At 55.3% G+C, this 20,777-nt stretch carries 21 protein-coding genes, 1 tRNA gene and 1 pseudogene; 15 read left to right on the top strand and 8 right to left on the bottom strand.

Annotated features, from left to right (window positions below):
* The first annotated feature begins 83 nt into the window (after window positions 1-83).
* The 4 genes from INF73_RS09255 to INF73_RS09270 all read left to right on the top strand — a co-directional run bounded on the left by INF73_RS09255 (window position 84) and on the right by INF73_RS09270 (window position 3,930).
* Window positions 84-1,202 (top strand): MBOAT family O-acyltransferase, encoded by a 1,119-nt coding sequence (locus INF73_RS09255; protein ID WP_126326719.1) that lies wholly within the window; start codon window positions 84-86, stop codon window positions 1,200-1,202.
* Window positions 1,199-2,632: an AMP-binding protein gene (locus INF73_RS09260; protein WP_193540420.1), complete on the top strand. Its 1,434-nt coding sequence runs from the start codon at window positions 1,199-1,201 to the stop codon at window positions 2,630-2,632. The genes INF73_RS09255 and INF73_RS09260 overlap by 4 nt, the downstream gene beginning before the upstream one ends.
* A gap of 17 nt (window positions 2,633-2,649) precedes the next feature.
* A complete protein-coding gene (locus INF73_RS09265; protein WP_028012621.1) occupies window positions 2,650-2,868 on the top strand; it encodes an acyl carrier protein in 219 nt (72 codons plus the stop codon).
* Between the two features lie 225 nt (window positions 2,869-3,093).
* Window positions 3,094-3,930, top strand: a complete 837-nt coding sequence (locus INF73_RS09270; protein WP_193540418.1) for an alpha/beta fold hydrolase — start codon at window positions 3,094-3,096, stop codon at window positions 3,928-3,930.
* A gap of 67 nt (window positions 3,931-3,997) precedes the next feature.
* Here INF73_RS09270 and INF73_RS09275 read toward each other — a convergent pair.
* Window positions 3,998-4,085: transfer RNA gene (locus INF73_RS09275), tRNA-Ser, on the bottom strand.
* A gap of 144 nt (window positions 4,086-4,229) precedes the next feature.
* Entirely contained in the window at window positions 4,230-5,858 is a 1,629-nt protein-coding gene (locus INF73_RS09280) for an ABC transporter substrate-binding protein (RefSeq protein WP_028012619.1), read from the bottom strand.
* A 269-nt stretch (window positions 5,859-6,127) separates the two neighbouring features.
* Here INF73_RS09280 and yccA point away from each other — a divergent pair, with 269 nt between their 5' ends.
* Window positions 6,128-6,787, top strand: a complete 660-nt coding sequence (gene yccA, locus INF73_RS09285; protein WP_013097244.1) for an FtsH protease modulator YccA — start codon at window positions 6,128-6,130, stop codon at window positions 6,785-6,787.
* 56 nt (window positions 6,788-6,843) lie between these two features.
* On the opposite strand, the gene INF73_RS09290 is transcribed toward yccA, so the two are convergent.
* Together INF73_RS09290 and INF73_RS09295 are read right to left on the bottom strand one after the other, a co-directional pair.
* Complete coding sequence (locus tag INF73_RS09290) at window positions 6,844-7,320, bottom strand: hypothetical protein (protein WP_047368236.1); 477 nt, start codon at window positions 7,318-7,320, stop codon at window positions 6,844-6,846.
* Window positions 7,317-8,078: a winged helix-turn-helix domain-containing protein gene (locus tag INF73_RS09295; RefSeq protein WP_193540416.1), complete on the bottom strand. Its 762-nt coding sequence runs from the start codon at window positions 8,076-8,078 to the stop codon at window positions 7,317-7,319. Before INF73_RS09295 ends, INF73_RS09290 begins: the two co-directional genes overlap by 4 nt.
* A gap of 331 nt (window positions 8,079-8,409) precedes the next feature.
* Between INF73_RS09295 and INF73_RS09300 the strand changes: the two genes are divergently transcribed.
* The 6 genes from INF73_RS09300 to tusE all read left to right on the top strand — a co-directional run bounded on the left by INF73_RS09300 (window position 8,410) and on the right by tusE (window position 14,621).
* On the top strand, window positions 8,410-9,129 hold the full coding sequence (locus INF73_RS09300; RefSeq protein ID WP_227412971.1) for a fimbrial protein: 720 nt from the start codon (window positions 8,410-8,412) through the stop codon (window positions 9,127-9,129).
* A 75-nt stretch (window positions 9,130-9,204) separates the two neighbouring features.
* Window positions 9,205-9,711 (top strand): CS1 type fimbrial major subunit, encoded by a 507-nt coding sequence (locus INF73_RS09305; RefSeq protein ID WP_028012615.1) that lies wholly within the window; start codon window positions 9,205-9,207, stop codon window positions 9,709-9,711.
* A gap of 72 nt (window positions 9,712-9,783) precedes the next feature.
* Window positions 9,784-12,501, top strand: a complete 2,718-nt coding sequence (locus INF73_RS09310; RefSeq protein WP_193540412.1) for a TcfC E-set like domain-containing protein — start codon at window positions 9,784-9,786, stop codon at window positions 12,499-12,501.
* Window position 12,502: 1 nt separating this feature from the next.
* Window positions 12,503-13,660 carry a CfaE/CblD family pilus tip adhesin gene (locus INF73_RS09315; RefSeq protein ID WP_193540410.1) on the top strand — a complete coding sequence of 386 codons (1,158 nt, stop codon included), beginning with the start codon at window positions 12,503-12,505 and terminating at the stop codon, window positions 13,658-13,660.
* Between the two features lie 10 nt (window positions 13,661-13,670).
* Window positions 13,671-14,222, top strand: coding sequence for a LuxR C-terminal-related transcriptional regulator (locus INF73_RS09320; RefSeq protein WP_100170514.1), 552 nt, complete (start codon window positions 13,671-13,673; stop codon window positions 14,220-14,222).
* A 69-nt stretch (window positions 14,223-14,291) separates the two neighbouring features.
* The gene (gene tusE / locus INF73_RS09325) at window positions 14,292-14,621 is read left to right on the top strand and encodes a sulfurtransferase TusE (RefSeq protein WP_028012611.1); all 330 of its coding nucleotides are present in this window, start codon (window positions 14,292-14,294) and stop codon (window positions 14,619-14,621) included.
* Here the strand turns inward: tusE and yccX are convergent.
* Both yccX and INF73_RS22265 read right to left on the bottom strand, forming a co-directional pair.
* A complete protein-coding gene (yccX, locus tag INF73_RS09330; protein WP_048999181.1) occupies window positions 14,618-14,899 on the bottom strand; it encodes an acylphosphatase in 282 nt (93 codons plus the stop codon). The genes tusE and yccX overlap by 4 nt on opposite strands.
* An 11-nt stretch (window positions 14,900-14,910) precedes the next feature.
* A pseudogene (locus tag INF73_RS22265) lies at window positions 14,911-15,142 on the bottom strand (helix-turn-helix transcriptional regulator); the annotation flags it as partial.
* 22 nt (window positions 15,143-15,164) lie between these two features.
* On the opposite strand from INF73_RS22265, the gene rlmI reads away from it, so the two are divergent.
* Together rlmI and hspQ are read left to right on the top strand one after the other, a co-directional pair.
* Window positions 15,165-16,355, top strand: coding sequence for a 23S rRNA (cytosine(1962)-C(5))-methyltransferase RlmI (gene rlmI, locus INF73_RS09340; protein ID WP_193540408.1), 1,191 nt, complete (start codon window positions 15,165-15,167; stop codon window positions 16,353-16,355).
* Window positions 16,356-16,415: 60 nt separating this feature from the next.
* The gene (gene hspQ, locus INF73_RS09345; RefSeq protein WP_008499919.1) at window positions 16,416-16,733 is read left to right on the top strand and encodes a heat shock protein HspQ; all 318 of its coding nucleotides are present in this window, start codon (window positions 16,416-16,418) and stop codon (window positions 16,731-16,733) included.
* Window positions 16,734-16,768: 35 nt separating this feature from the next.
* Here the strand turns inward: hspQ and INF73_RS09350 are convergent, their stop codons facing one another.
* Window positions 16,769-17,182 carry a CoA-binding protein gene (locus INF73_RS09350; RefSeq protein WP_008499920.1) on the bottom strand — a complete coding sequence of 138 codons (414 nt, stop codon included), beginning with the start codon at window positions 17,180-17,182 and terminating at the stop codon, window positions 16,769-16,771.
* 173 nt (window positions 17,183-17,355) lie between these two features.
* Here INF73_RS09350 and INF73_RS09355 point away from each other — a divergent pair, with 173 nt between their 5' ends.
* Both INF73_RS09355 and mgsA read left to right on the top strand, forming a co-directional pair.
* Window positions 17,356-18,018 carry a DUF2057 family protein gene (locus INF73_RS09355; protein ID WP_193540406.1) on the top strand — a complete coding sequence of 221 codons (663 nt, stop codon included), beginning with the start codon at window positions 17,356-17,358 and terminating at the stop codon, window positions 18,016-18,018.
* 80 nt (window positions 18,019-18,098) lie between these two features.
* Window positions 18,099-18,557: a methylglyoxal synthase gene (gene mgsA / locus INF73_RS09360; RefSeq protein ID WP_028012607.1), complete on the top strand. Its 459-nt coding sequence runs from the start codon at window positions 18,099-18,101 to the stop codon at window positions 18,555-18,557.
* Window positions 18,558-18,613: 56 nt separating this feature from the next.
* Here mgsA and helD read toward each other — a convergent pair whose 3' ends face one another.
* Complete coding sequence (gene helD, locus INF73_RS09365; RefSeq protein WP_045261704.1) at window positions 18,614-20,668, bottom strand: DNA helicase IV; 2,055 nt, start codon at window positions 20,666-20,668, stop codon at window positions 18,614-18,616.
* Window positions 20,669-20,777: the final 109 nt, after the last annotated feature.

Consider the following 20,777-nt stretch of genomic DNA (forward strand, 5'->3'; position numbering starts at 1 on the left):
TCACCGTCGTTGCATGGACCGCTGTCGATGACAGCATGAGTATGCAGCTGCATTTTGAATATCAAAAATTCTGAGGCGAAATGATGTACAGCTCAGGAATGTTTTTTGTCTGTTTATTTTCATCCGCGCTGGCGTTTGCGATGGTTAATCGTGTTTTACGCCACCGTCTGACCTGGCTAGTTTCCTTATCCGTGGTGACAGCATTAGGCTGGGGTTATATTTTTCAGGGCAATTACGGTGTTCCCGTGGCCGTCTTTTGCTGGTTTTATCTTGTCGCCACGTTAAAAGAAAAAGGCAGATTAAAAACCTGGCAGGCGGTCGTTTTAACGCTGCTGCCTCTGGTTCTGGTGAAATTACATTTTAATTATCACCTCGGCACAATCGGTCTCTCTTTTATGACCTTCCGCGCTGTGGATGTACTGCTGTATCGCAGTAAAAAAGAGGGCCAGAATTTCCTGCACTATTTCTGCTATCTCTTTATGCCCTTTATTATTCTGGCCGGCCCGATGTATCGCTGGCGGACATGGATGAGCGATGTGAATAAGCCGGCATTTGTCCTGAACCGCGAGCAGTTTTTAACGGCGCTGGAGCAAATTATTACCGGCATCATTCAGAAGTTCCTGTTTGCCATGCTGATCGATTCGCTCGTCGTGCAGCCCTGGAGCCATAAGCCGTTTACCCTGACCGTGGGCGTGGTGATGTCGATTGCCTACAGCGCCTATCTGTACTTTGATTTTGCGGGCTACAGCAATATGGCCATCGGCGCGGGTCGACTGTTTGGGCTGAATATTCCGGCAAACTTCAACATGCCGCTTCTTGCGAAGAACCCGCAGGATTTCTGGCGCCGCTTCCACATCAGCCTGTCCGAATGGCTGCGCGACGTGGTCTTTATGCCCGTCTATATGAACCTGATGAAGTTTAACTTTTTCCGCCAGAACAAAACGCTGGCGCAAAATATCGGTATTTTTTGCACCCTGTTCTGCATGGGGGCGTGGAATGGCCTGGAACGCCATTACGTCATCAGCGGCGCGCTGTTTGGCGCGATTTCCGTCGCGCACAACATGCTGCTGTGGTCAGCCAAACGCAGCCCAACGTTACACCGCGGATTGCAGTATCCGGCCGTTGCGTTTTTGGGACGAATTCTGACGCTGGGAAGCGCCGCAGGATCCCTTTACATCTTCAGTGGAATGTCACCTCTATGAAAAATCACTCCGATCTTCAGGAACTGCAGGATTTCTTGCGTGCGGCACTGCGCGATCCCGCCTCCCCGCAGCAGCTGGCCATCAGCGGCAGCGACGAAACCTTAAGCTGGCTCCAGCTTTCCTCTGCCGTGACGGACTGGGCAGAGCGTTATCTACGCTGCCAGCCCGCAGACGGTACGCCGATCGTGCTGTACGGCCATCAGCAGGCCGAGTTCGCCGTGGCGATCTATAGCTGCCTGCTGCACAACATTCCGTATATCCCGGTGGACTGCATCTACCCGCAGGAGCGGCTTCGCGAGATCTGCAACCTGACCGGCGCCCCTTACTACTACGACGTGGCGACGCGGCAGTTCATCGCCACCGGCGAGGCGGGCAAGGTGCTGGAGGAGCAGGATCTGGCCTATATCATGTTTACCTCAGGCAGCACCGGAAAACCGAAAGGCGTGCAGATTGGACGTGAAAGCGTATGGCACTTCATGAAGTGGGTCAGCCAGGACTTTTCGCTGCCGGAAAAACCGGTGCTGATGAACCACGCGGTGTTCAGCTTTGACCTCTCCCTGATCCCTCTGCTGGCGAACCTGGCGATGGGAGGCCACATCGTGCTGAATGCCAAAGAGGATATCCAGAAAGAGAATTGGCTCGAGCGACTGCAAAGCAACGCGGTCTCCGCCTGGGTTTCCACCCCCTCTTTTGCCTACCAGCAACTGCTTTCTCCGCACTTTAACAGCGAGTATTTGCCTGCACTCAGCGTCTTTATCTTCATTGGTGAAGTGCTCAATAAAGCGCTGGTGAAACAGCTCCGCCGCCGTTTCCCGCAGGCCAAAATCATCAACTCCTATGGCCCAACGGAAGCGACCATTGCGACAACCGTGGTTGAGATCACGGATGAGATCCTTAACAGCGACAGCGCGGTGCTGCCGGTGGGCGTGATGATGCCGGACAGCAGAATGGAAATTTCCGCCGAGGGCGAGCTGATTATCTGGGGCAAAAACGTCATGCGCGGCTATTTAGACCTGCCGCAGGAGAACGCGGCAAAACTGCTGCGTCGGGAAAATGATGCGTTCCGCGGCTACCGGACCGGCGATCTGGGTTATGAAGACGGGCTCATCTACTGCCAGGGCCGCAACGACAGCCAGGTCAAGCTGAATGGCTACCGCATCGAGATCGGCGAGATTGAAAACCGCCTGCTGGCCATGTCCGGCATCAGCGAAGCGGTGGTGATGCCGCTGATGAAACCCTGCGGTAGCGTGCTGCGCATCGCCGCGTTCTGCGTGACGGAGTTGGCACCGGAGGCAATCAAAACCTCGCTGGCAAACGTGGTGCCCCACTACATGGTGCCTTCACAAATTATCGTAAAAGACGCTTTGCCGCTAAATCCTAACGGCAAAATTGACCGCAAGCTGCTGGACGCTTACGCCCGCACACATTAATTATCCCAGGAAAAATGATGGAACACGATATTCTCGCCCTGTTTGAAAAAGTGTTATCCCGCAAGGTTGGCTTTCACGATGAGCTGATTGAATCCGACATTCTCGACTCCATTCTGGCAGTCGACATGGTGCTGGAGGTGCAGGACGTTTACGGCTGTATGATCCCGCCTACCGACGTGGCGACGGTGCTGAAAACCCCGGCCGATCTCGCCCGTTATATTGAAGAGAACCGTTAACGCCCCCTCCTCTGATGGCTCTGGGACTCACTCCAGAGCCCATCATTCGCTTTCCCCTTCTGGATACCATTCACACGAATGAAACCCACCGGTTTTACTATTTCTCCTACACTTTAGGGGTACTGTCGGTACGGGAAACTAAACAAGCCAACATCATGAAGACAATAATGGTTCGCTCTGCGCTCAGCCAGCGATCGTTGCGTCTTTAACAGAGGAGTCTGCGGTATGGCATTCGTAACAACGAAAGACGGCGTCAATATTTACTACAAAGACTGGGGTCCGAAAGAGGCTCAGCCCATTGTTTTCCATCACGGCTGGCCATTGAGTGCCGATGACTGGGATAACCAGATGCTCTTCTTCCTTGCGGAAGGCTATCGCGTTATCGCAATCGACCGCCGTGGTCACGGGCGTTCGGACCAGGTCAGCGAAGGGCACGATATGGATCATTATGCGGCTGACGCGTCGGCCGTGGTTGAAAGCCTGGACCTGCACAATGCGGTGCACGTCGGCCACTCTACCGGCGGTGGCCAGGTGGCCCGCTATGTTGCGAAGTACGGCCAGCCGCAGGGGCGCGTTGCCAAAGCGGTGCTCGTGAGCGCCGTTCCACCGTTGATGGTGAAAACAGAAAACAACCCTGGCGGGACACCTGTAGAGGTTTTCGACGGCTTCCGTAAAGCGCTGGCCGCGAATCGCGCCCAGTTTTACCTCGACGTCGCCAGCGGTCCTTTTTATGGGTTTAACCGGGCGGGGGCCGAGGTTTCACAGGGCACCATTCAGAACTGGTGGCGTCAGGGCATGATCGGCAGCGCCAAGGCCCACTATGAGGGAATTAAGGCGTTTTCAGAAACCGATCAGACAGAGGATTTGAAAACCATTACGGTTTCCGTTTTGGTGATGCAGGGGGATGACGATCAGGTCGTGCCTTATAAGAATGCAGCCCTTCTGCAGGACCAGCTGCTGGCGAATAGCGTGCTGAAAATCTATCCGGGCTTCCCGCACGGGATGCATACCACCCACGCGGATACCATTAACGCGGATATTCTGGCCTTTATCCGCTCATAGACGTCAGGTTTTCAGATACGCGCAAAAAGAAAAACCCCAGCTTAACGAGTAAGCTGGGGTTTATATCTGGCGGAAGCGCAGAGATTCGAACTCTGGAACCCTTTCGGGTCGCCGGTTTTCAAGACCGGTGCCTTCAACCGCTCGGCCACACTTCCTGAGTGAGGCGAACTATAAACACCTCACCGCATGCTGTAAAGAGTGGCTGCAATCGTTCGCTTTAAAATTAGCCAAAATGTGCTTAATCGGTTGAACTGACAACACATCGGCGATTTTCTCAGCATAAAATCCAGCCCTCTCGCTTAGTGCTTTTTGATGTACATATCTTTTGTGAAATAGTACCCCAGCTTATCCGGCGTAAAGCCACCCACCCACGGTTTCACCAGGTGCGTACGGACGTAGTGATAAACCGGAATGGCAGGCACATCACGCCCAAGCAGATCCTCTGCCTGCTGGTAGAACTTACCCCGCTCTGCCGGCGTTTTGGCCTTTGCGGCGTTGATCAAGGCTTGATCGTAGTCCGGGTTGCTGTACTGGCTGGTGTTTTCACTGTCGCCGGTACGGAAGTTGTTCAGGAAGGTCGCCGCGTCGTCGTAGTCTGCAATCCAGGCGTAGCGCACCGCGTCAAAGTTGTGGGTGTGCATGGTATCCAGCATAGTTTTCCACTCCTGATTTTGCAGCTTCGCGTCTACGCCGAGGTTTTTCTTCCACATAGAGCTGGCCGCAATCGCGATGCGCTGGTGCGATTCAGAGGTGTTATAGAGCAGGTTGAAGCTCAGAGGATGGCTTTCGTTATACCCAGCCTCGTTGAGCAGTTTTTTCGCCTCAGCAATACGCTTGTCGAGCGGCCAGCTGGCGTAATCCGGATTCTGCAGCTTGACCCCGCCGATGTCCGGCTGGCTAATCAGCCACGCCGGGCGCTGCCCCTGCCCCATTACCTTCTCAGCGATGATGTCTTTATCCAGCGCCATGTTCAGCGCCTTGCGCACGCGGGCATCGTTGAACGGCGGACGGGTGGTGTTGAATTCGTAGTAATAGGTCGCCAGCTGCGGGGAGACGTCCAGCTGGCTGCCCAGCGTTTTCTTCAGCTGAGCAAACTGGTTAATAGGTACCGTATACACAATATCAATTTCGCCCGCTTTATAGCGGTTCACATCCGAGGCCTCAGAGGTGATCGGCAGATAGGTGACTTTGTTAATAACGGTATGCGCGTTATCCCAGTAGCGCGGGTTACGCTCCGCCACAATGCGTTCGTTGACCACCCACTGGGACAGCTTATACGCTCCGCTGCTGACAAAATGCTCCGGTTTGGTCCACTTTTCGCCGAAACGGCCAATCAGCACTTTATCCACCGGCACCAGCGACGGGTGCGCCAGCATCGCCAGGAACGCCGCGTTGGGCTGGGTGAGCGTTACTTCCAGCGTGGTATCGTTAATTGCTTTTACGCCCAGCGTGTCGGGGGATTTTTTCCCCTGAGCGATATCGGCCGCGTTGACGATATGCATGTTGCCGGGATAGCTGGCGTACGGTGAAACGGTTTTTGGATCAACCAGGCGCTGCCAGCTCCAGACCACATCCTCTGCGGTAATGGCCGTCCCGTCGCTCCAGGTGATGCCCGGACGTAAGTGGAACGTCCAGACGGTGTTGTCCTTATTCTCCCATTTTTCAGCCAGCCGGGGTTGGATTTCCCCTGACGGGGAGACACTCACCAGCCCTTCGAATAAATCGCTGATAATATTGAATTCGACATCGCTTTCGACTTTATGCGGGTCGAGCGAGGCCGGTTCGCTGCCATTGTTTCTGACCAGTTCCTGTTTTTCGGCCAGCGCTGTTCCTGCTGGCACGTTAGCCGCCCAGGTCGCCGTGCTGGCGCACAGGATCCCGGCGGTGAGTAAAGAGAGCGTAAAGCGCGTGCGTGTTTGTGGTTTCATTTCCTTCGCCTTATTGTCTGTTTTATGACGATCCGGAGATAACTCTTAGCGCCCGAAAGGCAATAACGCAATATTTTTCAGTAACCTATAAGAGGTTGATCTGGTAAATACTTTTAAACCGCCGTTCATACTGGTTACATATGCTTTTGCAGAAGAAACGACCACCTTCAGCGCTAACGTGCTGAGTAAAGATGGGTAAAACCACTTTGAGACTGGCGCGCCGTTTCCTATTCTTTCCGTTAATTACATCTGTCATAAGAGAGTGACTCATGGATCGTATAATTACTTCCTCACGCGACCGCACATCGCTACTCAGCACCCACAAGGTGCTGCGCAATACCTATTTCATGCTCAGCCTGACGCTGGCGTTTTCGGCTATCACCGCTACCGCCAGCACCGTGCTGATGCTGCCATCTCCGGGCCTGATCCTGACGCTGGTGGGGATGTACGGTCTGATGTTCCTGACCTACAAAACCGCTGATAAACCGGTCGGTATTCTTTCCGCATTCGCCTTCACCGGCTTCCTGGGGTATATCCTGGGGCCGATCCTGAACGCGTATCTGTCTGCTGGTATGGGTGACGTGATTGGCATGGCGCTGGGCGGTACCGCGCTGGTGTTCTTCTGCTGCTCGGCCTACGTGCTGACCACGCGCAAGGATATGTCCTTCCTCGGCGGTATGCTGATGGCGGGCATCGTAGTGGTGCTGATTGGTATGGTGGCAAATATCTTCCTGCAGCTGCCTGCCCTGCACCTGGCGATTAGCGCGGTGTTTATCCTGCTGTCATCCGGCGCGATCCTGTATGAAACCAGCAACATTATTCACGGCGGTGAGACCAACTACATCCGCGCGACCGTGAGCCTGTATGTGTCGCTGTACAACATCTTCGTCAGCCTGCTGAGCATCCTGGGCTTCGCCAGCCGCGATTAAGCAGACCTGCTGAAACAAAAAGGAGAATGCCTCAGGCATTCTCCTTTTTTTATGCTCTAGTCACCTCGGCAAATATAGGTGGGATAGAGCCGGTCCTGTATGAGCCACACGGCGGGCGCAAGCTCGGAGATCGTCAGGTAATAGCGGGCTGTCGGCCTCGCAAAGCCTCCCCACTTTTCGTCCGGGGTATTGTCATTATGCCGACGCCAGGTTTTGGTGTAGCTCAACACGATAACGTTATCATCATCCCGTCGCGACCAGGTAAAATCCACATCCCTGTCAACGATCATGCCCCGGCCTTCAGCCATAGCTGCACCTTTGTACGTTGTTAAGCCGGTGCCGTCACGATGAAAATAGAACTGGGCCACGGTATTGACCCGGACCTCATTCGCTTTTCCCTCGTTACGCGTAAAGTTAAATTCCGTACTGCAGGCCAGCGCATCACGCTTATATATGCCCCCGGAATAAATAAAGAGCGCCAGCGCGCCGCCAGCAAGCGCCCCACCCGCAGCAAACAGAAGTCTCATTTTCATTTTTCTGCCCCGCTTTTATAGCGAATGGTTTTGCACAGGCTGGTTTTATTGAGCGGGCATGCACCAATAAACACTTCATCCGCAACTGCAAGGTTAAAGCGGGCGCTGAAATAGTAGATATTGTACGCTTCGCGCGCGCACGCCACGTTATTCGCCTCCAGCAGCACCGCCAGTTTCGAGAGCACCAGCGGCCGGCCATGATCGTTAATAAGCCAGATGCTACAGCCCGCTATTTTCTGCGCGACGGGCTTTGGCGTCATCGGTATAGCGATCTTCTGCTGCTGGTTAAACAGCAGGCCTAACCCCAGTGCTGATGCTAACAATACCGCCGCCGCGGCGCCCCATTTAAGGGAAATACGCTGACGTTTTGCCTCTGACGGCACGACGGAAGAGATCGGCTGTGCTTCAGCGGGTTGAACAATTTGCGCAGGCTGGCAAATCACATCGGCAACAAAACGGAATCCATACCGGGGTATCGTCACAATGAAATTATGATGTTCCCCAAGAGACTGGAAGCTTTTGCGTAATTCACTGACCGCTTTGTTGAGGTTATTTCCAGACGGCGTAAAGCCATACTCCTCCCAGACGCGTGTAATTAATTCCTCCCGACTCAGATCGTGCCCTTTATGACGAATAAACTCCTGTAAAAGGCGAACGGCTGGCGCCGAGAGCGTTAATACAGACTCCGGTTGACCAACAAGACTAATTGCATGTGCTTCAGGATCAAATAACAACGAATTATTGCATATAAAAAACATATTTCACTCTCAGCTATTACCGCAGGCTTTTTTATCCCTGTGACATCGGCAAGAAAATCGCTTCCTGAGCTGGTTCTTTTTTCATCAACAGGAATTTTCTTCCCATCCTGGGTAGCGGCATTTTCTTTTAACTATACAACTTTAAGCCCAGCAAATCAGGATAAATCACTGTATATCAGCGGTTAACTAATACAAATTTTCACAACCTGCTGTTCTGGTTAAAGTTTCCCTGCCCTGAAGCGATACGAAAGCAGACGGTGTCCTGGTGTTAAAAACCGCACAAGAACTCAGAGCAGGCAGGCTGAATGTGAAACAGAAACAAAAAGTGAATATGACAACCGCGTTTTATGTCGCCGCGCTGTCGCTGTCATTTTTCTCAGAAATGACAAGGGCCAATATGAGCGTCTATCCAATGGAACTTAACGTGGATAGCGCCGGCGCAGCGCAAATAAAAGTGGCATCGAAAACGGATGATATTCAGTTCATTCGGGTGAGGCAAAAGAAAATTCTTAACCCCGGAACGGCCCAGGAAAAAGAGATTGACGTTGCTTCGTGGAAAGAAGGCGGCGTCGTGGTGACGCCCGATAAATTTGCCCTGGCTGCAGGCGCAATGCGCGTGGTGCGCCTTGTTTCACTGACGCCGCCGGAAAAAGAGACCACCTGGCGAGTCTATTTTGAAGGGGTGAAACAGCCGGACAGCATTATTCCCGGCCAGCCCGAAAGCACGGCAGCGACGGCAAAGCTTGGGGTCAATGTTATCTGGGGGGCGCTGGTACATCTGGCCCCTGCCACGGAGCGCGTTTCGCTGCATATCGATCCCGCACGGGGGACCGTCACCAACGCCGGCACCCTGCGCGTGCCGCTCAGGGAGATCGGTATTTGTCAGTCAGACGACGTCTGTAAATGGATTAAAGAAGATGCCACGATTTATCCGGATACCGAGCGGAAATTAAAAACGCTTAATCAGGTAAACGGCAAGCAATACAAATTCCGCTACTTCAACTGGGTGAAAAAAACCGCTGAAGAAGCTGACTTACCCGTCGTGCAATAACACGACGTCACTGTAAAAACCCTTGTGGTTTGTTTAAAGAGCCAGGGTGCTCATTTGTAAAATATGGAGATATCAATGCGTAAATTTATTAAACCTCTGATGATCGTTGCCGCGATGACCACATCTGCCAGCGCGCTGGCGATCCAGAAAGATATTACCGTCAACGCCAGCGTTGATTCACAGCTGGATATGACCCAGGCCGATAACACGCCGCTGCCAGCCAGCATCGACATGCAGTATCTGCCGGGTCGGGGCCTGGAAAGCTACCGCCTGAACACCAAGGTATGGTCCAACTCCGCTACCAGTAACGTCAAAGTACGCCTCGTTAGCGCAGCTAAGCTCACCAACACGGATGGGGATCAGATTGTACCGATGACGGTTCTTCTGGGTGATAAAACTCTGTCCACCACCGATGCCGAATTTACCGGAACCGAACTGTTCCCGGGCAGCATTGAAAACGGTTCTGCGGTTCTGCCTCTGACCATTTCCCAGACCACCAAAGGCATTCTGAAAACCGGCCAGTACAGCGGCGTTGTAAGCCTGATGCTGACTCAGGCGACCACCACGGAAGGCGGTGCGTAACACCATAGCACCTAAGGAATAACGTCAGAGGGCGCCCGCCCTCTGACGTCAGGATGATGTCGAGGCTCGTTCATGGCGTTTCACAGAAATACTCTCCTTTTTGTTGCTTTATTACCCGCATCTGTCCACCTCGCCTGCGCTGAGATGGCCGTCCCGGCCGGATTCGAGGACCTGGCGAAAACGCAGCGCATGTGGACAGAGGTGAGCTTATACGGCGAGTCGCTTGGCCTTTTCGAAACCGATATCAATCTTGAAACGGTCAGTTTTGTCGCGCCTGAAACCGTGGTCGCGGCCATCAAACGTCAGTTTAACGACGATCCTGCCCTTATCGGCTCCGTTTCCGCAGCGTTGGCCGTTCCGCTTGCCCGTAACGGCAACCTGGCCTGCAGCAGCAACGGCTCCGCGACGGGGTGTGATTATCTCGAAACCCGCCGTGCGGCCATCATCTATGACGAAAACAATGCTCGCATAAACCTGTTTTTTGATAAGCGCTTTTTGCCAAAGCCCTCGGAGGAAAACCAGTGGTATCAGCCCACCCAGGACAGCGAAAACGCGTTGATTCATCAGCAAAATATCAATTTCGTTGCCGACAGGGATTATCAGTCTGCCACCGTTCAGGGCAACGGGGCGCTGGCGCTGACCCAGGACGGCTATCTTAACCTCGACTGGACCTGGCTGGGACAACGCTCGCGTCATCAGCAGCAGCAGGAAATGACCGTTAACAATGCCTGGTTCCGCCAGGATTTATGGCGTGAATATTATCTACAGATAGGCGAGATGGATACCCGCGACCTGTTCAGCAACGCCGGGGGGAATATTAACCTCAGCCAGCTGCCGCTGGGCAAAATACGTGGCCTGCGCACGGGCTCGACCCGGGCATGGATCAACCCGGTTCAGCAATCGAAGGGCACGCCCATTACGGTGCTGCTTTCGCACGATGCGCGTATCGACGCGCGCCGCGGCAAGGAGCTGCTGGCCAGCTTTTACCTCAACGCCGGGGCACAAACTCTGGATACCCGCGCGTTTCCGGATGGAAGCTATACCGTGACGCTGTCAGTTTACGAAAACAACCGACTGACGCGTACCGAGCAGGTTCCGTTTACCCGTACGGGCATTACGCCATTCGACCGCGTCGAGTGGTTTATGCAGGCAGGGGAAACGGCTAATAACGATCGCAATGATGAACGCAGCCCGGTCGCACAGGCGGGTATACGCCTGCCCGTCACCCCGACGCTGGCGCTGACCAGCGGCGCAACCGTCATGAAAAGGCAGCACTTCCTGGAAAATGCCCTCGACTGGAGCCGCGGCTTTAACGCGGGCCCGATCGACGGGGTATTAAGCACACGCTTTAGCTACCTCTACGGCAGCAAGGGCCAACGCGGCAATATTCAGCAAATCAGCTATAACGATGGGTTTTCGCTGAGCTTCTACCGCAACGCGTTATCCGCAGAAAATTGTGATACCCGCAGCGCAGGTTTTGACGCCGTCAACGGCTGTTATCGTAGCCTCTCGGTCATGTTCTCCGTCCCTGTCGGCTCGTGGTACGCCAACCTGGGGTATTCGGATAACCGCAACGAAGGGCGCTACGTTACGCGCCGGGAACTGCCTGACCATGACGATCGTCACGATGCCGGCCTGCCGTGGGAGCCGGTGTATATGACCCGCTCCCGCACGCAGGCCTGGCAGGGCGGGCTGAGTAATACCTTTAGCGCGCGCGGTCTGAACATCAACAGCAGCATTAACCTGTTTATGCGCAACGACCACTCTCGCGACGGGAAAGACAAAGGCGGCTATCTGAGCGTTAGCCTCTCACTGGCGCATAAGCGTCAGGGTGATGCGTCAGGCTATACCTCGCTTGGTGCAACCTGGCAGCACCAGCAGCATCAGAAAAACCAGCTGAGCTACAACGTGGCGCACAACTGGTATGCCGACGCGCGCGGCGAGAATGAATACGGGCTGAGCGCGTCGGGGATCAACAGCGATTCGCTCAATGCCTCAGCGTATACGCGCCAGGGTGGACGTTTTGGTAACGCCAGCCTGACGGTGAGCGACGCATGGGACCGCCAGGATGGGCGCCATACGTTAAGCAGCAGCGGCAACTACAGCTCCACCCTCGCCCTGTCGCGCTCAGGGCTGTGGCTTGGCCGCTGGGGCGATGGACGCCCGGCTTCTGCCGTTGCGGTAAACGTGGCTACGCCTGAGGATTCCCGGGATTCACGCGTCGCCGTCTCGCTGGATAACGGCGGCACCGCGGATATCCCGGCCAACAGCCGTGCCCTTTTTGCGGTGCCGGGTTATCAGCCAACAACGCTGACGGTTAATGAGTCGCTGAACGTCTCATCAGGCGCAAGCAGTGAAATCACGCAGGGTTCCGGGAGCCGGACGCTCTTTATGGTGCCGGGCAAAATGCTTCGCCGGAACGTGCAAACCACCACCCGCTACACCTGGCTCGGCCAGCTCACTGACGAACATCATTCGCCGTTCGTGGGCGGCGTACCGCTGAACGTGAACGGCTGGAACGATCTCGGCAATGGCGGTTTCAGCGCCCAGAGCGACGCCCTGCTGCGCAACCTTTATCTGGTGCGTCAGCAGCAGTTTTATCAGTGTGAATTGAGCGTGAAAAGCATGCGCGACGTGGTGCGTTATGTCGGGTCTATCCCGTGTCGGGAACTCACTTTTTCCGCCCTGCCGGATTCGGTCCAGCACCAGGCGCAACTGATGCTCGCCGGGCGGAACGTGCCTACGGGGCCAACGGCCATGAATGCAGAGCACCTCACCAAAGGGAAATGATGTGAACAACTACCTCTTTGTTTTACTTTTTTTGACGCTGTGGAGCTGTCAGACGCTGGCGGGCGTCCCTGCCGGAAGAAATTCCAGCGTAGGGATTAGCTACGATCGCGCGGTGCCGCCTGCGCGTTTTGATATCTGGGTCCATGAACCGAGCGGTTACGACACTATCGACCCGCAAAAGTGGGGACGCAACACCCTGACCTGCGAGTCCCGCACCGACCCGACGAACGGAGCGTGTATGACAGCGCCGGTCTGGTTTAGCGCGAACCCGGCCGCCCCCTACGCCATTACGCTGCGTTTTACCCACACGTCGACAAATAAAACAGCAGATGTGAAGGTCTATGGGGAAAAACATATGTTTATCAACAACAAAGTTTTCACCTTTGCCAGCTTTGTCAGCGGCGGTACCGCCGATCTCTCGGCCTGGAACCGGGAACCCTATTTTGATTTTTACATCGTTAAAGGCGAACTGGATAAGCTCGCCCAGCCGGGCATCTGGACCGCAACGCTGAAGCAGAACCTGCGCGAATGGGGAAGCGCCGACTGCGGGGGCAACTTTAACGATGTCAACGTCGGGTGTCCGGGCTACCTCACCATAGCCCGCTGGCAGGCGACGATACGCATTGAGGTGGTCGATCCGGGTAACCAGCAGATTTATCTGCCGGCGTTCCCCCACTCAACCCCGCTGGTTAACCTCAATCTGACCAATTTTCCGGGGCGGCCCGGCGGCAGCGAAATCCAGGGCGAGAGCGCGCTGGATATGTGCCTGTATGACGGTAAAAACAGCGCCAGCACGCGCGTCTATCTGCGCTTTGAGGATGACGGTTTAGCGGCCACGGGCCGTACTGAGGGAGCGTTTTCCGTCAGACGACGCGGTGGAAGCCAGACCGAAGCACGGGATCGGCTCGATTATCAGGTTACGGTGATCAACCCGGTAACGGGCGCAGCAGAAACCGCGGCGAATGGCAAAACGCTGATCTGGCAGGGCACTAATGACCCGCAATATCTGCGTCAGGTTGTACTGCCGGGTGGACGGGAGAGCGTACTTTGTGTCCCCGCCCCCATCATTCTGAAAACGCCCGCGTTTGCTGCCAGCAGTAAAAATGCCGGGGATTACACCGGCACCCTACGCGTTATCTATACGCCCAGTACCTTATAAAGAGGCCATTGTGAGTTACGCCATCCTCGACAACAATCGTTTTTATGCCGAAGGGTTGCGCTACGCCCTTCTGCGCCGTAACGCTCAGACGCAGGTTGAGAGCGGTACGGTAAAGTGGTGCCGTTCGCTGCTGGCCTGCGACACCCTCGTTGTTCGCTGCCGCTTTTCCGTCGCGGGGACGCACCTGGCGCTGGTCGACATTCTTCTGGAGCTGGAAGCCAGGCGCTGGGAAGGAACGGTTTATCTGGTGTGCAATGAAAAAGGCTGGGCACTGGCTACCCATCTGCGAAAGCGGTTTGCCACGCTGACCTTATATATCATTGATGACCGGATTGCCGTTGCGGATGCGGCGTATCTGCTTGCCAGAGAGCCCCGCCGGGTGCGCACCCTGAATTGTTGCCTGACAGGCATGGAGTTCAACGTGCTCGACAGGCTGGTGAACGGACAATCGGTACGGCATGTCGCGCATATGACGCAGATGAGCGAAAAACAGGTATCGACGTATAAATGCAACGCGCTAAAAAAGCTTAATGCCAACAATCTGCTCCAGCTTCTTCTGTAGGTCGAGGTTTCTCACGCCGCCCCTTATTTGCTAGACTAGGGGCGTTTTTTACTTTATCGACAGAGCACTATGTTCATTTTTGCAGGCCAGGAAATTGAGACCGATAGCGAAGGCTATCTGAAAGACACCACGCTATGGAGCGAGCCGCTGGCGGAGAAAATCGCCGAAAACGAAGGTATCGCCCTCTCCCCCGAACACTGGGAGGTGGTCCGTTTTGTGCGCGAGTTTTATCTCGAGTTCAACACCTCTCCGGCCATCCGCATGCTGGTCAAGGCGATGGCCAACAAATTTGGCGAAGAAAAAGGCAACAGCCGCTATCTGTATCGCCTGTTCCCGAAGGGCCCGGCAAAACAGGCCACCAAAATTGCCGGCCTTCCTAAACCGGTGAAGTGTATTTAATACCGAATACCGAAGTTCACATATTCCCTGCCGGGTTGATGCGGTTCCGTTAAGACCTTATCAACCCGGGCGCTGCGCGGCCCACCTGCTTTCAGCCACGCCATCAGTTTTTCAACCTGCTCCGCGTCGCCGCAGGCGACCACCTCAACGCTGCCGTCGTCCATATTTCGCGCGTATCCCGTTAGCCCAAGCGTCATCGCTTCGCGCTGGGTGCTGTAGCGGAACCCGACGCCCTGAACAAGGCCGTGGACCCAGGCAATGGTGCAGACTTTTGACATTTTTCTTCTCCTTAACGTAGCGTTTTCGGTAAACAGCCATAGTGCTGCCGGAAACGGGCGGTGAAACGAGAGCTGGAAAGATACCCACATTGTAATGCGATTTCACCGATCGGTAAGCGAGTCGACTGTAACTGTGACAGCGCCACGGCCATTCTCACCTCCTCCACGATCTGCCGAAACGCTCAACGACATCCGCAGATGATTGCGCCTGGCTGAATGTGCTACTCTACGCGCCATTTCCCTGAAATCGACAGAACAGCAAATTATGAGTGTACGTTTAGTGTTAGCCAAAGGGCGCGAGAAGTCATTACTGCGCCGTCATCCCTGGGTCTTTTCCGGCGCGGTTGCCCGTATGGAAGGCAAAGCCAGCCTCGGTGAAACCATTGATATTGTTGACCATCAGGGGAAATGGTTAGCGCGAGGCGCTTACTCGCCAGCGTCTCAGATCCGCGCGCGCGTCTGGACCTTCGATAAAGACGAAACCATCGACATCGACTTCTTCGTCCGCCGCCTGCAGCAGGCGCAGCAGTGGCGTGACTGGCTGGCAAAGCGCGACGGGCTGGACAGCTATCGCCTCATTGCCGGTGAATCCGACGGCCTGCCGGGCGTGACCATCGATCGCTTCGGCAACTTCCTGGTGCTGCAGCTGCTGAGCGCCGGGGCGGAATACCAGCGTGCCGCGCTGATTAGCGCCCTGCAAACCCTGTTCCCACAGTGCGCCATTTACGACCGCAGCGACGTGGCGGTGCGCAAAAAAGAGGGCATGGAGCTGACGCAGGGCCCGGTCAAGGGTGAGCTGCCGCCTGCCCTGCTGCCGATTGAAGAGCACGGTATGAAGCTGCTGGTGGATATTCAGGGCGGGCACAAAACGGGTTACTACCTTGACCAGCGCGACAGCCGCCTGGCTACGCGTCAGTACGTTGCCGACAAACGCGTGCTGAACTGCTTCTCCTACACCGGCGGTTTTGCCGTTTCGGCGCTGATGGGCGGTTGTGCCCAGGTGGTCAGCGTGGATACCTCGCAGGAAGCGCTGGACGTGGCAAAACAGAACGTCGAGCTGAACAAACTGGACTTGAGCAAAGCCGAATTTATACGCGACGACGTCTTCAAGCTGCTACGTAAATATCGCGATCGGGGCGAGAAGTTCGACGTCATCGTGATGGATCCGCCAAAGTTTGTGGAAAACAAAAGCCAGCTGATGGGCGCCTGTCGTGGGTATAAGGATATCAACATGCTGGCCATCCAGCTGCTGAACCCGGGCGGGGTGCTGCTCACCTTCTCCTGCTCCGGGCTGATGACCACCGATTTATTCCAAAAAATCATCGCCGATGCCGCAATAGATGCTGGTCGTGATGTACAATTTATAGAGCAGTTCCGTCAGGCAGCCGATCACCCCGTGATTGCTACCTACCCGGAAGGACTGTATCTGAAAGGGTTTGCCTGTCGCGTCATGTAACTTGAAAAGAGAAATATTGCCCGCACTTAATGTGTAAGTCGTATTTCCCGGGAGGTGACTATGATTGCCAGCAAATTCGGTATCGGCCAGCAGGTCCGCCACACTTTGCTTGGGTATTTGGGTGTGGTCGTGGATATCGACCCGGAGTATTCCCTTGATGAACCGTCAGCGGACGAACTGGCGGTGAACGCAGAGCTTCGCGCTGCACCCTGGTACCATGTGGTGATGGAAGGTGACGACGGACAACCCGTACATACCTACCTTGCCGAAGCGCAGCTAAGCAGCGAGCTGCAGGAAGAGCATCCGGAGCAACCCACTATGGATGAACTTGCTCAGACTATCCGCAAACAGTTACAGGCTCCGCGCCTGCGGAACTAAGCGTGTAAAAAAGCCCGATGCACGGGCTTTTTTTATTACTTCGCCAGCCCCAGACGGGGGATGTCGATCGCCGGACAGCGATCCATCACGACGTTTAGCCCCGCATCCCGCGCCAGCACCGCAGCCTGCTCGTTAATCACACCCAGCTGCATCCACAGCGTTTTCGCCCCGACGGCGATAGCGTCCTGCGCCACTTCCCACGCCGCCTCGGAATTACGGAAGACGTCGACCATATCAATTTTTTCCGGCACGTCAGCGAGCGTGGCATAGCCCTGCTGGCCTAATAAGGTTTTCCCCGCCACTTTTGGCGAGACCGGAATAACGTGATAGCCCTGATCGAGAAGGTATTTCATCACCCGATAGCTGGGACGGTCGGGTTTATCGCTCGCGCCCACCAGCGCAATGGTACGCGTGGATGTCAGAATCTCGGCAATATCATTCTCTTTCATGGTTTTTCTCCTGGCTTTTTTAAAAGTGTACGCCAAAGCGCACATCTCAACCATCCATCCCATACTGATGTATGAGGGCAAAACGGCAAAATATGTCTATATGTTAGTAAACGTGATTATCGAAAGATTTAGATACATTAATGCGGCGACAGTATCTCTAATGGGAGCCTTCTATGAAAACCGGTTTTGCCACTGCTCTGATTGCGTTAGCGATGCCGGTTTGCGTTTTTGCCACCACGCTTCGGCTCTCTGGCGACATTGATCTCCTGGTTTTGGACGGGAAGAAGGTTTCCAGCTCGTTATTGCGCGGGGCTGACAGTATTGAGTTAGATAACGGGCCGCATCAGCTGGTGTTCCGGGTCGAAAAAGCGATCGGCCAGACTAACCATGAGCAGCGGATGTACATCTCTCCGCCGCTGATTGTCAGCTTTAATACCCGGCAAATCAGCCAGGTGAACATTACCCTGCCTCGCCTTGAAACGGAGAAGGAATCAGCGGCCTTCGACGCCTCGCCGCGCGTTGAGCTGCTGGACGGGAATGCAATGCCGATCCCGGTCAAGCTGGATATTCTGGCGTTGACCAGCGCCACAAAAAACCCGGACTACGAGGCCGCAACGCAGGTCTATAACAAAGCCGGCAAACGCGCCTCCCTTCCGCAGTTTGCCACCATGATGGCGGACGACAGTACGCTGCTATCCGGCGTCTCGGAACTGGACGTCATTCCGCCACAGTCCCAGAGCCTGACGGAACAGCGCCTTAAATTCTGGTTCCAGCAGGCCGATCCCGACACGCGGGCCCGGTTTTTACAGTGGGCAAAGCAACAACCTTCATCATAAGCCACATTTTTTACGCCTTTCTCTTGCAGCGTCAGACGGTTCCCGTCATCGTGTAGTCAGTTAACCTGATGGATATGATTATGGAACTGACAACACGCACGCTGCCTGAACGCAAACACATTGCGCTGGTGGCGCACGACCACTGTAAACAAATGCTGCTTAACTGGGTTCGCCGCCATCAGGCGCTGCTGGAAAAGCACGCCCTGTCGGCCACCGGCACCACCGGTAACTTGATCCAGCGCGAAACGGGTCTGGAGGTGAATGCGATGCTGAGCGGCCCGATGGGCGGCGATCAGCAGGTCGGGGCGCAGATTTCCGAAGGGAAAATTGATGTGCTGATCTTCTTCTGGGATCCGCTGAATGCGGTTCCGCACGATCCGGATGTCAAAGCGCTGCTGCGTCTGGCAACGGTGTGGAATATTCCGGTGGCGACGAACCTGTCAACGGCGGATTTTATCATTGAATCACCGCAGTTTAACTCGCCGGTTGAGATCCTTATTCCGGACTATCAGCGCTATCTTTCCGAGAGACTGAAGTAGCTTTTTTGCCGGGTGGCGGCTACGTCTACCCGGCCTGGAAATCTTGCCTGACGCCGTTATGGCTTCCGCGCCACCGGCACATCAATACTCTTCAGAATATCGACAAACACTGATGGCTCCTCTTTATTGAACAGCAGCCACACGCGGTGACGCGCGCGGGTGATGGCCACGTACAGCAAACGCCGTTCTTCGGCATCCGGGAAGTCTTCCGGCACCGGCAGCAGGGCCTCTTCCATGACCGACTCGCGGGCCGGAGCCGGGAATCCGTCGCTGCCCTCCTTTAGCCCCACCACAATCACATAATCGGCTTGCTGCCCTTTGCTGGCGTGAATGGTCATAAATTCAAGCTGCAGTTTCGGCCAGCGGGTAGCGGCTTTTTCCAGCGCAGCAGGCTTAAGGTGATGATAACGCGCCAGCACCAGGATTCGTTCATCGGGTTTCGCATAGCCGCTGAGCTTGTCCAGCAGCGGCTCCAACTGGTCATCCGCCAGCAGGGTGACCGCTTTTTTATCCCCTGCCCGCAGGCTGTTTAGCGGCTTGGCCAGCTGATGCGGATTCTGCTGGATAAAGCGGTTGGCGATTTCACCAATCCGTGAATTGAAGCGGTATGTCGTGTCCAGATCGCTGCGGTCGCCTTCGCCAAAATAGTGGTGGAAGGCGGTCGTCAGCGAGAGCTGCGCCCCGCTGAAGCGGTAAATGGCCTGCCAGTCGTCCCCCACCGCGAACAGCGAGGTATGTTTATTTTGCGCCCGCAGCGCCGAGAGCAGTGCCGCACGCTGGGGTGAGATATCCTGGAACTCATCCACCAGAATATGCTTCCACGGGCTGACAAAGCGCCCCTTCTCCAGAATGACGATCGCCTGATGGATAAGACCGGAGAAATCAACGGCATTTTCCTCTTTCAGCGCGGTTTTCCAGGCTTTCAATAGCGGAGCCATCAGCTTGACCCGTTTTGAAAATAGATCGCGGATCGCCTCCGGCGCGCTTTCAATCATCTCTGCCTGCGAGCCGCCGTGCATCCGCATCAGGCTGACCCAGCGGTCAAGACGCGAGCCGAGCCGACGAGCCAGTTTTTCATCCTGCCAGAAGCTGCCCTCCGGTACCTCCCAGTTGAGTTCCTCTTCCAGCCATTGACGCCACCCTTTCGCCTGCGCCTTTTTCTCACTGCACTGCTGACGCCACGTTTTAATAAACAACGCCTGTCGCGCCTGCGCGTCGTTTTCCAGTTTACTGATGGCAGGCACTTTTTTACTGCCCTGCTGAATGATATGCAGCGCGAGGGCATGGAAGGTTCTGGCGGTAATATCCCGGGTGTGCAGCCGTTCCTGGATGCGTTCGTCCATCTCCTGTGCCGCCTTACGGCCAAAAGCCAGAAGCAGGATCTGATCGGCAACGGCCTCCCCGGTGGTGAGAAGCCAGCCCGCACGCGCCACCAGCACCGACGTTTTACCGCTTCCGGCCCCCGCCAGCACCAGCAGCGACTGCTCGCCGTTCACCACCGCGCGCGCCTGAGCGGGGTTGAGCGGTGAAGACTCCACCGTACTGAAAAAGTCGGCGTATTGGGTGAGCATGGCGTCCGTCCAGGCCTGGTTATGCGCCAGCCGGCTTTTATCCATATCGTTCAGCCAGGCCTGGCACTGACGCCAGGCATCGCGACAATTGTCGAACTCATCAAGACGCGTCACGGAGAGCGGCAGCGCCGAAAGTGCCTGTCGAATCTTTTGCTGCAGTCCGGCGGTCTGCTGGCGCGTCAGCCACGTTTGCTGCGCGTTGCTTTGCGCGATATCGTCCAGCACCTGCTGCAGCACCTGAGCGGCAATCACGCTCATGTCGTGGCTCCACTGCTGCCAGAGCGCGTTCAGGTGATGGTGGAAACGCTGGGTTTCCGCCCACTCGGTACCGTGAAGGCGCACGACTTTGTCGTCAGGCAGAACGAACTCGAGCTCGCCCCACACCAGCCCGCGCTTGCAGTGAATAGCCAGAAGCTGATTAAACGGAATAAGGTATTCGTGGCGTTCTCCGGAGACTTTAACCCCGGCGTTGAGCAGAACAACTCTGTCATAGGGGTGTTGCGCCAGGCGTTTGCCTAAAGAAGTTGCTTTCAGTTCCATGTCCCGCCAAATCCACGAAGAGATAATTTACCTGACAGTTTAACTGCCAGTTTTAAGGTGCTCCAGCCTAAAAAAACGTTACAATCATTGGGCGTTAATTTTATCGAAA

The organism is Enterobacter cloacae complex sp. P6RS (assembly GCF_014982245.1).
GTDB lineage: Bacteria > Pseudomonadota > Gammaproteobacteria > Enterobacterales > Enterobacteriaceae > Enterobacter > Enterobacter bugandensis.